This is a genomic window from Echinicola strongylocentroti, from assembly GCF_003260975.1.
Classification (GTDB): domain Bacteria; phylum Bacteroidota; class Bacteroidia; order Cytophagales; family Cyclobacteriaceae; genus Echinicola; species Echinicola strongylocentroti.
Window position 1 is genome coordinate 6,164,628 of the sequence record NZ_CP030041.1, and the last position, 13,583, is coordinate 6,178,210.

Sequence of the window (13,583 nt, forward strand, 5' to 3'; positions counted from 1 at the left end):
ACAAATCCCCGGAAAGTTCACCGGGGATTCTTCTTATTCTTCCAAACCAGGGCTTCTTTCGAGGAATTCTTGATAGAGACGGATGTGTCTACTGGTCATGGGGATTTTGTATCCATCTATAAATACATGGATAATCTGTGTCTTTGGCTCGAATGGATCGCCATCGGCTACGAATACGGTAGCACTTTTCCCTTTTTCAATCGACCCAAGGTGGTCATCCACCCCGAAGATTTCAGCAGGCACAATGGTGATGGCCTTTAATGCTTCTTCCTTGCCCATTCCATAGGCAGCTGCAAACCCCGCATTAAAAGGCAAGTTTCGAACATTTTCCGTGTCAGAGGTCCTGATAGCTACTTTTACTCCAGCCTTGAGCATTTTGCCAGGGTTGGTATAAGCTGCGTCATACCGATCCGAAGACCTTGCCGGCAAGGCCAATACAGGGCCAGTGATCACAGGAATACCGGCATCAGCGATTTTTTCTGCCACTCTGAAACCTTCCGAAACACCGGTAAGAACCGCTTTTTTTACTTCTTTCTCTTTTATCCACTTGAGGGCTGAAAGAATATCATCGGCTTTGTTGACTTCTATCAGCAGCGGCAATTCACCACGAACTGCTTTGGCCAACTGTTCCATTTCTGGATAATAGGTCAATTCGGCATCGGCTTCCTCAAGCTTTGCATAGGTAGTGGCCCTGTCCCAGATATCGTTGATATTTTTCATGGCCTCTTCTGCATCTTTCTTGATTTCTTCATCTGATCGCCGATCCCATCTTCCCCTTCTTGCTGAGGTAGGAAAGTTCATGGGGATACCTTTAAAGCCAGTGTACATTTGATCAGGTGTGTAGCCATTGAGGTTGATCAAGGCAGCAGTACCGGGAAATAACCCTCCGGAAGGAACAGAAAGGGCAGTGGTAACTCCACTGACACGAGTCACCGGTATAGCCACTGAATTAGGGTTGATGGCAGTAAGTGCTTGCATGTTTGGAGTGACATTGCCTATTTCGGCATAGTCTTGGGTTTCGGCCAAAGAGCCTACTTCCACCAATCCCAACCGGGTACCACTGTCTATCATGCCAGGATAGATGTATTGGCCATCGCAATCCAGCACAGTAGCACCAGCGGCATCCAGATCAGTACCAATAGCGACTATTTTACCGCCTTCGAGTAGGACACTGGTGTTTTCTAAAGTGCCATTGGTGACCGTGACCACTGTACCACCTTGGAGCAAAAACTTGCCATTCTGTGGCTTTAATACTTCCCCTTCTATCTGGCCGTAAGAAACCACCGGAATAAGGAGAAGCAATAGCAAGTATATCGTTAAATTAAATTTCTTCATATGCTATTTAATTATCTTAATATCAATGAGTTAAATTAGTGAGAATGTGTGAAAGTAGTACCTTCGGTAAAGAGCTCGACTCCGTGCATACAGCTCTCTTCTTCTGCCTGTAAATAAACAGGTTCTACCATTTCTGTAGGGCTTACCTTCAGCCTTTGGTCATCCTCATCTTCATTGATGTCAAAGTATTTTACTCCATCTACGAAGGTCATTTGGGGAACAGCATAGACAGAAAGGGGATGCTCATCAAAAATCACCAAATCTGCTTGTTTGCCTTCCTCTATTGACCCTACATATTCATCTATTCCGAGCTGCTTAGCTGGATTAATAGTGATCAGTGCAAGTGCCTGTTCATCAGTCAGGCCACCGTAGCGTTGCGTTTTAGCAGCCTCATGGTACAAATGACGGATCAGTTCGTCAGAGTCTGAATTGATAGAAGTGACGACGTCATTTTCTGTCAGGATAGCGGCATTATAAGCAGTGGAATAATATACCTCAAACTTATACGCCCACCAGTCACTGAATACGGAAGCTCCCATGGTGTATTTGGCAAGTTCTGGCGCCACCTTAAAGCCCTCATTCACGTGAGTAAAAACCAGCTTGTCCACTCCGAAGTCCCTGCATACATTGATCAGCATATAGATCTCATCTGCTCGGTAGGAGTGACAGTGGATGATGATCTTTCCGTCCAGAATATCCGCTAAGGTCTGTAAGCGCAGGTTATATACAGGAGGAACGGCATTACTGTTTTTTTGATTTTTGGAACTGTTATAGTTTTTCCAATTTTCTTTGTACTGCAAGGCCTCATTAAAGCCATTTCTGATGACGGCTTCCACGCCCATCCTCGTTCGTGGTTGGATGTTTTTACCCCTTCCATGTACCCTGGTAGGGTTTTCGCCCAGGGCAAACTTGATGGTTCTTGGCGCCTCTTTCATGACGATGTCATCAGGGTTTCGGGTGCCATAGCGGTATTTCATGGTGATGCTTTGACCGCCAATGGCATTGGCTGACCCATGGAGTCCATGGGCTATGGTGGTACCTCCCGCAAGGGCCCGATAGATTCCTACGTCAAATGGATTGATCACATCGGCAATGGACACTTCTGCAGTTATCGGGGCGGTGGCCTCGTTTACCACATCCAAGGCCAAGTGGGAATGGGCATCGATGATCCCGGGCATCAGGTATTTTCCGGATGCATCGATCGTCTCCACCTTGGAGGAGGCCGAAAGGTCTTTGCCTATCTTTTTTATCAAACCATCTTGCACCAGCACGTCGGTGTCTTCAAGTGTCCCCTGTGTGACAGTGAGCACGGTGGCATGCTGGATTAAAAGACTGCCTTTGGGGGTTTGTGCATCTACTTGCTGCGCTCCTATTAATAGCAGGGCGCTTATGATATAGGTTAATTTCCTCATTTGCTTCGTCATTAGAATTTAAGATCAGGTACTTTTTTGGCGGTAAGGGAGAAGTTGCCCATGTCCCTGATACTGATGGTACCGTTAAAATCGGCTCCGTCTACCTTTCCTTTTGTACTGACGGTCAGTTTTTGACCTTGAACCGTAATGGAGAAAGTAAAGCTCAGGTCTTTACCATTATAACTGATGTTTTCCAGTTCTCTGGTGATGGTTCCGCCTCCATTGGGGTCATCTACATCGATTTCTCCTGATAGGTTACCTGATTTATCAGAAAATCTAATTTCTCCAGAGGAGGTGCCACCTGGAGTTTCTGAAGTATAATTCCATTTGCCTGTAAGATTTTTAGCCTCCCCATTTCCTTTCTTGGATTTGGTGACATCATACTCAAAAAGGTATCCATCTGCCATGACATAATTGATCTTCGCCTCTTCCGAAAAAATGCTGTCCGTAGCAATGACCAAGTTGGCGAGCTTTCCTTTTTCGATTGTCCCGGCAAAATTGTCGATCCCCAAGATCTGGGCAGGGTGGGTGGTCAAGGCAGCCAAAGCTCCCTCTTCGCTCAAGCCATGGGAAATCATCAATCGCAGGTTTTTCAACGCATCTTCTTGTTTGACATGATTGGACGAAAAACCAAATTTAACACCGGCTTTTTCAAACTTCCCAGCATTGGCCAATGAAGAATTATAGGCTTCTACAACCCGCTTATGGGCTGACTTGGCTGCTTCTGTAGCTTCTTTTAGGTCCGCTTCGGCGGCTTTGTCATCCGGGAGGTCCAAGGAAAGAACCACTTGGGCATTTGCCTCCAATAGTTCCTGGGCCAAGTTGCTTCCTTCTTCTAGGTCAGTGATGACCAATTCGAAGCCCAGTTCTTGCTGTAGCTTAAGTACCCGTCGGATTTCCAGTTCCTCCTTGGCCTCAAAAATCACCGGTACCTGTTTATTGATCACGGGATAGAAAGCTTCCAGACTTTTGTTTTTTTCCGGTCTACTGATGCCATTGGTATTACTAGCAAACAGTTGGGCATGTTGGTCTTTCAGCTCTGCATTTTTGTACAGTTCCCTGTATTTGGCCATCAGTCCGAGGGTAGTGCCCGGGTATACGCCGCGTACGGTTTCGAATTGGGCATAGAGACCAGTGGATTCGTCCAATACATTGGTCGATTCGGTCGCTCCATAGACCACTAGTGCTGCATTACCGGGAAGCATCTCACCCTTGGGCAAAAGCTGCGCAATGGTAAAGCCGACTTTTCTCCAGTCACCGACACTGCCGTCCGAGATGTCCCAATAGTCCAGTACGGACCGCTCAGGGGTTATGCCTGCGACATCGTTTGGTGGATTGGATGGGTCAAAGTTTTCGGGTTTCTTTGCTTCCTCAGGTTTTTCGACGCCTGCTTGACTGCCCATGTCAATAAAGCCGGCATAGATGAACAAAGAATCCCCTTCGATGATCTTTGCATCCACTGGGATGGTTTCATTCTTTCCGATGGCCTGGATCAGGCCATCTTTGATGATGATAGTGGATCCGGAAAGTTGCTTTCCTGGTTGGGTGGTGATGGTGGCATTGGTGATGGCGTAGGTACCTGTCACTCTTCTGTGTCCAGTATGGTCACTTTGGCCATGCACCAAATGAATTCCCATCAGACAAATCCCCATCATTAAAATGGTCAATCTTTTAATCATACACATTTGGGTATAATAGTTCTGGTATAAAGTTAATATTGTGGAAAACTAATAAAAGATTCCACATTCTAAGAAGGATATTCTTTGAAAGGTTCTATTATTTGACATAATCAAAATTTACCTATACCGATTGGATTCCTAAAAGCATTATTTTTTATTCAAATTACATTTATTATGGAATAAAAGAATAATCTGATTTTTTGTCATTTTATGAATGGTAGTTTAAGTTAGAATTGTACAGAAAAGTGCATACTTTTAGGAAAAGTAATAAGCACAAAACCCAGCATGAAGGATATTTTAGTAATAGAAGACGACCAACTCATTTTGAAAATGGTTGAATTTCGATTAAAAAAAGAAGGACATAAAGTGGTGATCGCTGAAGATGGTAATAAAGGGCTTGATGCATTAGATAATTGGGAACCGGATTTGATAATTACTGATATTATGGTTCCCTATAAAAGTGGTATAGAAATCATTGAATTTGCTAAGAATAAATACCCAAAATGTCCAATAATCGTTCTGAGCGCACTGGGAGATGAAGAGGGCACTGTCATGGAAGCCTTTAACATGGGCGTTGCTGACTTTGTACCAAAACCCTTTAATCCCAATGAGCTTGCAATTCGCGTAAAGAGACTGTTCAATTAGTAATAACTACCTTATTGGGGAATATTTTGATAAAGATTAAAATATTGTTCATAATTTCTACGGTCTTTATAGCAAAGACGATGTCTGCTAGTGCTTTTCAGCTAGAGGATTCTTTGCGCACTACTGCTTTTTTGCAGCAAGTGGGCAAGGTGGAATTGATGAGCTATCGTCTAGGCTACACGTTGGCTGGTGAAAATAGCGAAAAGCTATCTGGTGAATTTCTTGACTATAACCGGGTATTGGCCTTTAGAGACTCCGTAGAGGAGGAGGGAAGCAGTCGTAGTAGTATCCATTACTATATTTCCGAAGAAGAAAAGGATATCCAGTCCATTACAAGCTATATTGATATTATCCGAAAAAATGACCTGTATATAGCCCAGCAAGATACAGGAAATGTCGATGAGGGAAATAGCCTGATTATTGAGGCCAACAAGCTTGGTTTTAAGCCATTTTATAAGTTCAGAAGAAGGATTTTGACGGATATCAAGTTCATTATCTTCATCGGGATTTTGGCCTTGTTTATTATTACCTTCTTTGTACTGTTGTTTTTTATCATCATCGTGAGGTCAAGGAATGCACGGAAGGAAAGACAAGTAAAGGAATATGAAGATACCTGTAGAGAACCTCTTTCTACCTTCCTTTTTGCCTATGATGTGGCAGAAGTAAAACAACTCACTTATGAGGAGATCAACGTCCTTTTCGCTACCAATGACTTTAAAAAACCGCTCTTCAAGGACACCCTGATCAAAGAAATCGTTAACCTGAACAAAAACCTTAAAGGCGATTTCAAAGAAAAGCTCAAAGTGATCTACACTACACTAAAGCTGGATGATCATTCCATAAGAAAACTTAAAAGTAGCAATTGGGAATTGCAGGCTACGGGCACTATGGAGCTATATGAGATGAACATCGAGAAGGCAGTACCTCATTTGGAGAAGTTGCTTGACTCCAAAAATTTCGTCGTGAGGTCCACTGCCGTCAGGGCTTATCTCCAACTGAGCTCCAAAAAAGAGCTCAGCTTCTTAAGCCAACAAAACTACCCACTATCAAGGTGGCAGCAAATGGGGCTGTACAGGGTACTGCGCAATACTTCTTCCACTGGACAAATTCATTTGAAAACATTATTAATGTCTGATAATGATAGTGTTAGGGTGTTTGGAGTGAAGTTGGTTAGACTTCTGGGAAGAATGGATGTCATTGAGAAGCTATCCCAAATGTTTCCCACTGCATCCTTGGAGGAGCAGTATGAAATTATCAAGACGTTCAACTCCCTTTCGGCTCATACAGAAATAGACTTGGTGCATAGGAGTTTTCAAAGTAAAGACATCAAACTGGCTACTTTGTCTGCAGAATTGATGGGGGGCATAGGAAATGAAATATCTGTCGCCTTGCTGGTAGAAAAATTACGCACCGAGACCCCTTTTTCTTTGGAAAAATGCATGATGACGAGTCTGTATAAATTGGATGAAGAAATGATGAACTGGGTGGTCGGTCATTTTGAAAGGCCGCGACTTGAATTGATTAGAAAACATATACAAGATAGTTTGTTGGAAAATGTATAGTCTGTTATTTGAACTTATAGTTGATTTGTTTGGCATCTTCTTTTTGCTGTATGGCTTTGCGGTGATCGTAATATACATGTCGATTACGGCACTCTCAGGTCTAGAGCTAATGGAGCAAGCGAAGAAAAATAAGTTTGTGGATTATAAGGATGTAATTACGACACCCGTAGCACCAGGGGTATCTATATTGGCACCAGCATATAATGAAGGAAAGAGTTTAGTCCAAAACGTAAGAAGCTTGCTATCACTGCATTACAGTAAGTACGAAGTAATTATTATCAATGATGGCAGTAAGGATGATTCCATCGATATTTTGGTGAAGCATTTCGATCTAAAGAAGACGGATTACGCTTTTGATCCCGCCATTGACACACAGCCAGTAAAGGCGATTTACAGGTCCAAGAATCCATCCTTCAGTAAACTTATAGTCGTAGATAAAGAAAATGGTGGTAAAGCTGATGCCCTGAATGCCGGTATCAATGTCGCCAATCAGGAGTTGATTGCCTGTATTGATGTTGATTGTATATTATCACCTGATAGCATCATACGGATGTTACGTCCTTTTCTGGAAGAGACCAATAGGCGGGTGATTGCCGTAGGCGGGGGCATCGGAATAGCCAATAACTGTGATATCAAGGATGGCACAGTGGTAAAATACCGCGTGCCCAAAACCCTGCTTGGGAGATTTCAAGTGGTAGAGTATTTTAGGAGCTTTTTACTGGGAAGAATGGCTTGGTCAAGAGTAAATGGGCTATTGCTGATTTCTGGAGCTTTTGGTTTTTTTGATAAAGAACTGGTAAAAAAAGTGGGGGGCTACTTTCCAAAAACAGTTGGTGAAGACATGGAATTAGTGGTGAGGATGAGGAGATACATGGAAGAACAGAAGGTTCCCTATAAAGTGGCTTTTGTCTCGGACCCGTTATGTTGGACCGAGGTTCCCGAAACAGAAGAAGTACTGTCCAAGCAACGTAATCGATGGATGAGAGGGACGATCGAAACCCTCCAACTGCACCGAAAAATGCAATTGAACCCGAAATATGGGGTGACAGGAATGATTAGTTTTCCTTTCTGGACATTGTTCGAAAAAAATGCTCCTATCATAGAGTTTTTGGGATTGATTTATACTTTCATTCTCATTTGCATGGGAGAATTCAGTGCTGTTTATTTTATCAGCCTGTTTGTCCTGATTTATTTCTTTTCGGTCATGTTGTCGTCGTTCAGTATTTTATTTGAAGAGCTTTCATTTAAGAAATATCGCGGAAAAGGTGAGTTAAGAAAGTTGATCATTACCGTCATGAAAGAGCCGTTCTTTGTCCACCCCAAACTGATGCTATGGTGTATAAAGGGGCACTGGAACTTTGTCAAAGGAATAGGTGGCTGGGGCGAAATGGTCCGTGCTGGATTTAATAACGTCAAATAAACACTCCTCAATTCAAGTAATTATGAAAACCAAGGTATTTATTTTACATATAATCTGTTCATTGGCCATTATGAACGTCCATGGTCAGACGAGTTTTGACCCTGACAAAAAATTCTTGGAGGCAAGGCAGTTGGCATTTGACGGGAAGCGGGATGAAGCCATCGAGCTAGGGCTAAAAATAGTCGAAAAGTACCCGGGCTACAGCGATGTGTGGATACTCCTAGGCCGGGTAAATGCTTGGGAGGGAAAATACGATACGGCATCGGTATATTTTGAAAAGGCGATCGAAATAAGCCCCGATTATGAGGATGCCTATAACGGGTATTTGGATAATCTTTTTTGGGCGGAGCAATATGACCAAGCCGAAGAGGTCCTTCAGCGTGCCGAAGAGCAATTTGGCAAAAGTTCCTCATCTGCCTTGACCTACCGCAAATCAAGGCTGCATTACTACCGAGAGGAATATGAAGAAGCCTTGGAAATTGCGGATAAGCTGTACGAAAATGAAGCTGACATAGAGGGATTGCTCAGCTATATCAATAACCTCCGACGATTTACGAGAAACAGCGCTGTGGGGCTTACAGTGGATTATGATAGTTTTCAGGGGGAGATTTCACCCTGGCAAACTTACGCGCTTTATGCCCGTACCCGGTTGGGTTTTATGGGTAGTGTGATCGCACGTGCCACACATTCGCACCGATTTGATGGTTACGGCACCCAGTATGAATTAGATGCCTATCCGAGCTTGGGCAAAAATTCCTATGCCTACGTAAATGTTGGTTTTTCCAATGCGTCGTTTTTCCCCGATTACCGATTTGGAACATCCATATACTGGAGTCTGCCTAAGGCTTTTGAATTCGATATTGGATACCGGCATTTAAAATTTTCAGAAATTACGCACATCCTTACAGCGTCTGTAGGTAAATATACGGGCAACTGGTGGTTAAATCTCCGTGCAAACCATGTGCCTTCGAGTTCTGGAGGTTCCATCAGTGGCAATGTCCAGGCGAGGTATTATTTTAAGGGTGCCGAAGATTACCTGATGGTGCAGTTCAGCACGGGAGTGAGCCCGGATGAAGAGGATAGGGACTTACAGTCTCAATTGCTGGATTCCTATAGAGGAAGAGTAGGCTATCAACAGCTTTGGACACCAAGGTGGATGGGGTATGCTTTTTTAGGTTATTCTTATGACGAGCTTAGCCCAGGAAACTACCGGCCCAATCTCAATATTTCTTTTGGTACAGAATTTAGATTTTGATGACTGAAAACAAAGGCGCTTATCAATTTAATAAAGATGGTATCCTGCGTATCATCAGGTCGGTATTGGTGGTGGTTATTCCATTTGTCGTTATTCCTGGGGTGAGTTATTTGGTTTGGCTCGTGAGCCCCGCCATTCAGAAAAACGTTTTGGTCATTGACAAAACCGTTAGCGATGAAGAGCGACAAGAACACCGATCCATTTTCTGGGCCTTAAAACACCTCCGTTACCAAAAATCAAACGGAGAGGATTATCATTACAAAAAAGACTATTTCGGTTATTTCCCAGATTATGAGGAAGACAATAAAGCAAAAGGCCTAGAGAGGCTAACTCCCCATCAGCTTGATTCAGTAAAAAGATCAGCTGATGTGGTTTATCTTGTTGACAATTACGGGGTTTATCGTAGTGATTTTAATAAGAGCGAAAATGGAATTTCTCCCAAAATTTACGGCGGATTGACCAAAACTGATGTAGAGCTACTTCGCTATTCTCTTGAGAAGGGCAAACTGGTATTTGCTGAATTTAATAGTATGGGTGCGCCTACCAGTAGACAAATGAGAAGTGAATTTGAAAATCTGCTTTCTATCAAATGGACAGGATGGATAAGTCGGTATTTCGATGAAATGGATACCGTTATCAACAAAGAAATTCCCCAATGGCTAATTGATAATTATATCGAACAGCATGAAGAGGCCACGTGGAGTTTTGAAGGAGCAGCACAAATCTTTGTGAGTGAATTTGGTCAAATAGAAATAATGGAAGAGGGCGTGGACATCAATTTTAAAGTCCCGAAAGTTGTTTCCCCATTAAAAAGCCAAACTACTTACGGCTTGCCAAAAGAAGCGAATTATCCCTATTGGTTTGAAATATTACGAATAGACCGCACGTATGAAGTGTTGAGCTATTTTGACCTTGGTCCCACCACAAGTGGAGTTAATAAGTTAAAAGCCATGGGGCTGCCGCGGTATTTCCCAGCTGCGATCACCCGCCCAATGGGAGAATCAAGAGTGTATTACTTTACGGGAGATTTTGCGGATAATCCAGTAAATATAGAGACGGCTTCCTTTTTTGGTATTCCTACATTGTCCAAAATCGTCAATGAAAAAGATGATTACTCCAATAGAACCTCGTTCTTTTGGAACTATTACCTACCACTAATGAAACACGCACTGAATGAACATAAATAGCTTGGGGGATTTGAGGTAAATAAATCTCCACAATAGCTTTTAGGTAAATTTTATGGACCCCGCTTTATAGTACTACAATTTGATTATACGCTTTCTTGCCAGTAGATTTTATTTCTCACAGAACACCCAGAATGAAATAAGGCTTTTCTGAGATTTCAGTGGTTTCTGTGAGCACCTATTTACCATTTCTATAATTACTGGTGTCATTGCGGATATACATATACTACAATGATAATTTGCATTTAGAAAACAATTTCCTTGCATTCATCAGCGTTTTTGTTCAGTATAGTGGGGTGTATTGATGAATTTTGATAGATGAAAAAAATCGTAGCCTTTTCTTTTTGGTTTATTACTGTTTTTTCGGTGGCAAATGCCCAAGCGATCAAAGTGGCCGAGCAAATCGGTGAAAGCCAACTTTCTCCATTAGCAGACCAAAAGCTAATGGTCGTTGATTTTTGGGCGAGTTGGTGTGCGCCGTGTATTCCTGCTACCCGTCAAATGGAAATCTATCAAGATCTCTTTAAAGATGAAATCTATTTTATAGCCATTTCTGATGAATATTATGGAACCATTACCAACCATCTAAAAAAGCATCCAATCAAGTTGGCGGTTTATCAGGATGCTGATAACTATACTTTCAGAAAGTATAATGTAACCGCTAGGCCTCATGTGGCCGTGATCAATACGAAGGGAAAGCTGATGTGGGAAGGAAAGCCAGGTGACTTAAGCCCCGAAAGACTACAAAAGTTACTTAAAAATGAGCGCAATAGGCAATCTGCACAATTGGCTTCCATAATTGAATATGAGTCAATAGAAGCGGAAACTACTGAGGTGGAGGAAGTGACGGAACTGGAAGTCGATTTCTGCAATGGCGATTGTACTGAGCAATTGGAAGTATATGGCGATTATGTTGATTATCAAGGGAAGCTATCACATCTATTGGCCACCTTATTTGGAGTAGCTGATGCAGAAGTCATCATGGAATACCCAGATATCAATATCAATGCTAAGGTGCCGTATTCCCAATGGAGTAATTACCCGGAACAAGTAGCAACAGAAGTTACGGCTCAGTTTGGCTTAGAGGTATTGCAGAGTACAAAGGAAATGGATTTTCAGGAGTTGGTGCTAGTGGACAAAACCAAACTTTGGGACGATACCCAGATCAATTGGGGAAATGAAGACAATAAGGTCCTCGTGGGCACGAGTAGGATAGAGGCGGACGATATAAGTTTGGCGGAATTGGCCACATTACTTTCTAAAGAAAAAAAGGACCTATTCATATACAGGGGAGAAGATGCCTATCAGAGAGATTGGGATTTTCACTATAAGTACAGTAACCTGATGAAGAGCGAACTGCACGATCAGTTTGGTATTGACCTTCGCCCGATGCGGTCTACGATTCCTGTTTTGCTGGTACGTTGACTTGGTTTGGCATAGTGTCGGGATCCAAACAGGGCTTAAAGGGAGATTTGAGGGTTGGAAAAGGGTGTGACATTTTTAACCCGGTTTATGCATAAGGAATCGTCATCGCCTGTCCCGATAGCTATCGGGAAGGTTTGAAACTGCAAGAAAATCAGGCTGTTTGGAGATTGAGGCATCCGCCGCGGCGGATGGTGAAATCGAAAACAGCAGCGAAGCGACTGATTTTGAAGTAGGTTCATACCGCAATAGATAGGCTAATGCATATTCCGGGTTTAATACTAAAATTAAGTCGAGCTCAGGTTATTATAAAAAGAAAGACGGCATCAAAGCTATTTTTGATGCCGTCTTTTATCTAAAGAATTTGAATTTTTCGAATAGTTAAGATTATTGAATAATTCTGAATTCTGTTCTACGGTTAGCTTGGTGTTGCGCATCTGTACAGTCTACACCGTTAGCGCATTTGTTTACCAATCGGGTTTCGCCATAACCCTTAGCCTCTAATCGGTTTCTATTGATACCTTTTCCTACCAAATAGTTCACCACAGATTGGGCTCTCTGCTGGGAAAGCGACAAATTGTAATCATCACTACCACGAGAATCTGTATGAGACATGATCTCAATTCTCAAAGCAGGACTATCCCTCATTACGGAAAGTAAGTTTTTATCGATGATATCTACTGATTTTGGTGTGATTTTGGCGCTGTTCAGCTCATAAAGTATGGGCAGTATATTGGCAGATCCTACCAGTTCACAGTTCACTTCTTCCCAAACGGTCATTCCTCCTTTTTTCACAAGTACTGATTTGTTGACAGTCTTGGTCACCGCAGGGATCGTTTTCTCTTCTACTCTGGCAGGTTGGTCCACCACTTGGCGGGTAATGGTGGAATATTTTGCAGGAATATCGATTTCATCAACTCTTGCAGGAGTTTTGATCACTTCTTTTCTGTAGACGGCTTTAACTTCGGAAGTCGAGGTAGAAGTTGTACGGGCATCTGAATTGAGTGTTTTGGTCGCAACTGCTTCACTTTTAGAAGGGTATTCTACGTAGCAGGCCACCATACAGTCCTCCTTATTGGCAGAAGGGCAATCTTCCAATATGCGGTATTCCCATCTTCCTACTTCTGGATAGGTTTCTATCTCTTCTAGGTCATCCTGAAAGGTGGCTGGTATTACCTTAAGGTTTTTTGCCTCTTCTTTCGAAATATATGGCACCTCCACTGTTTCATAAACAGCAGGAACATAGTTTAACTTCTTTGATGCTTCCTTGACTTCCACTCGCTCTTCCACGGTTTTGAAAGTGGCGGGATAAGTCGTTAGTACAGTATGCTGTGGTTTGACCATTACCGTAACTGTTTCTTCCCTGAATTCATCAGGCGTGATACATTTTACATAGCACTTTCCTGGGGATGGGTTTTCGGTTGGGGGGGCACTACCAGAGGGCTGTTGGTCCTGGGCTGCTACAAATCCCACTTGAAAGATAAAGCAGCATAGAGACAATTTAAAAATCTTCATTTAAATATATGGATTGGTTTAAAACTGTTTGAAGATAATAAAAATTGGTTAATTATTATTATTTAAATTTTAATTTGGCTATTTCAAACTAAAGTAAGTAATTAATAACATTTATATGCAAAATAGTAACCTATGTGAACTATAGTTTAATTAT

At 42.4% G+C, this 13,583-nt stretch carries 10 protein-coding genes; 6 read left to right on the forward strand and 4 right to left on the reverse strand.

Features of this window, described 5'->3' with window-relative positions; translation table 11 throughout:
• Positions 1 to 33: 33 nt before the first annotated feature.
• From DN752_RS24000 to DN752_RS24010, 3 genes are read right to left on the reverse strand one after another with little or no spacing between them, the layout of a single operon-like run.
• Positions 34 to 1,335 carry an amidohydrolase family protein gene (locus DN752_RS24000; RefSeq protein ID WP_112786313.1) on the reverse strand — a complete coding sequence of 434 codons (1,302 nt, stop codon included), beginning with the start codon at positions 1,333 to 1,335 and terminating at the stop codon, positions 34 to 36.
• A 35-nt stretch (positions 1,336 to 1,370) separates the two neighbouring features.
• The gene (locus tag DN752_RS24005; RefSeq protein ID WP_112786706.1) at positions 1,371 to 2,747 is read right to left on the reverse strand and encodes an amidohydrolase family protein; all 1,377 of its coding nucleotides are present in this window, start codon (positions 2,745 to 2,747) and stop codon (positions 1,371 to 1,373) included.
• Positions 2,748 to 2,758: 11 nt separating this feature from the next.
• Positions 2,759 to 4,426 (reverse strand): amidohydrolase family protein, encoded by a 1,668-nt coding sequence (locus DN752_RS24010; protein WP_112786314.1) that lies wholly within the window; start codon positions 4,424 to 4,426, stop codon positions 2,759 to 2,761.
• 285 nt (positions 4,427 to 4,711) lie between these two features.
• On the opposite strand from DN752_RS24010, the gene DN752_RS24015 reads away from it, so the two are divergent.
• The 6 genes from DN752_RS24015 to DN752_RS24040 all read left to right on the forward strand — a co-directional run bounded on the left by DN752_RS24015 (position 4,712) and on the right by DN752_RS24040 (position 11,917).
• Complete coding sequence (locus DN752_RS24015) at positions 4,712 to 5,071, forward strand: response regulator transcription factor (RefSeq protein ID WP_112786315.1); 360 nt, start codon at positions 4,712 to 4,714, stop codon at positions 5,069 to 5,071.
• Between the two features lie 44 nt (positions 5,072 to 5,115).
• The gene (locus DN752_RS24020; RefSeq protein WP_162633349.1) at positions 5,116 to 6,633 is read left to right on the forward strand and encodes a HEAT repeat domain-containing protein; all 1,518 of its coding nucleotides are present in this window, start codon (positions 5,116 to 5,118) and stop codon (positions 6,631 to 6,633) included.
• Complete coding sequence (locus DN752_RS24025) at positions 6,626 to 8,053, forward strand: glycosyltransferase family 2 protein (protein ID WP_112786317.1); 1,428 nt, start codon at positions 6,626 to 6,628, stop codon at positions 8,051 to 8,053. The genes DN752_RS24020 and DN752_RS24025 overlap by 8 nt, the downstream gene beginning before the upstream one ends.
• A gap of 22 nt (positions 8,054 to 8,075) precedes the next feature.
• On the forward strand, positions 8,076 to 9,308 hold the full coding sequence (locus DN752_RS24030) for a YaiO family outer membrane beta-barrel protein (RefSeq protein WP_112786318.1): 1,233 nt from the start codon (positions 8,076 to 8,078) through the stop codon (positions 9,306 to 9,308).
• Positions 9,308 to 10,495 carry a hypothetical protein gene (locus tag DN752_RS24035; protein ID WP_112786319.1) on the forward strand — a complete coding sequence of 396 codons (1,188 nt, stop codon included), beginning with the start codon at positions 9,308 to 9,310 and terminating at the stop codon, positions 10,493 to 10,495. The genes DN752_RS24030 and DN752_RS24035 overlap by 1 nt, the downstream gene beginning before the upstream one ends.
• Positions 10,496 to 10,810: 315 nt before the next feature.
• Complete coding sequence (locus DN752_RS24040) at positions 10,811 to 11,917, forward strand: TlpA disulfide reductase family protein (RefSeq protein WP_112786320.1); 1,107 nt, start codon at positions 10,811 to 10,813, stop codon at positions 11,915 to 11,917.
• Between the two features lie 384 nt (positions 11,918 to 12,301).
• Here DN752_RS24040 and DN752_RS24045 read toward each other — a convergent pair whose 3' ends face one another.
• A complete protein-coding gene (locus DN752_RS24045) occupies positions 12,302 to 13,429 on the reverse strand; it encodes an OmpA family protein (protein ID WP_170134473.1) in 1,128 nt (375 codons plus the stop codon).
• Between the last annotated feature and the right edge of the window lie 154 nt (positions 13,430 to 13,583).

What these genes read in the sequence shown, in the direction of transcription:
- DN752_RS24000 (WP_112786313.1), bottom strand. Translation starts at nt 1,335, where the DNA reads ATGAAGAAATTTAATTTAACGATATACTTGCTATTGCTTCTCCTTATT.
- DN752_RS24005 (WP_112786706.1), bottom strand. Translation starts at nt 2,747, where the DNA reads ATGAGGAAATTAACCTATATCATAAGCGCCCTGCTATTAATAGGAGCG.
- DN752_RS24010 (WP_112786314.1), bottom strand. Translation starts at nt 4,426, where the DNA reads ATGATTAAAAGATTGACCATTTTAATGATGGGGATTTGTCTGATGGGA.
- DN752_RS24015 (WP_112786315.1), top strand. Translation starts at nt 4,712, where the DNA reads ATGAAGGATATTTTAGTAATAGAAGACGACCAACTCATTTTGAAAATG.
- DN752_RS24025 (WP_112786317.1), top strand. Translation starts at nt 6,626, where the DNA reads ATGTATAGTCTGTTATTTGAACTTATAGTTGATTTGTTTGGCATCTTC.
- DN752_RS24030 (WP_112786318.1), top strand. Translation starts at nt 8,076, where the DNA reads ATGAAAACCAAGGTATTTATTTTACATATAATCTGTTCATTGGCCATT.
- DN752_RS24035 (WP_112786319.1), top strand. Translation starts at nt 9,308, where the DNA reads ATGACTGAAAACAAAGGCGCTTATCAATTTAATAAAGATGGTATCCTG.
- DN752_RS24040 (WP_112786320.1), top strand. Translation starts at nt 10,811, where the DNA reads ATGAAAAAAATCGTAGCCTTTTCTTTTTGGTTTATTACTGTTTTTTCG.
- DN752_RS24045 (WP_170134473.1), bottom strand. Translation starts at nt 13,429, where the DNA reads ATGAAGATTTTTAAATTGTCTCTATGCTGCTTTATCTTTCAAGTGGGA.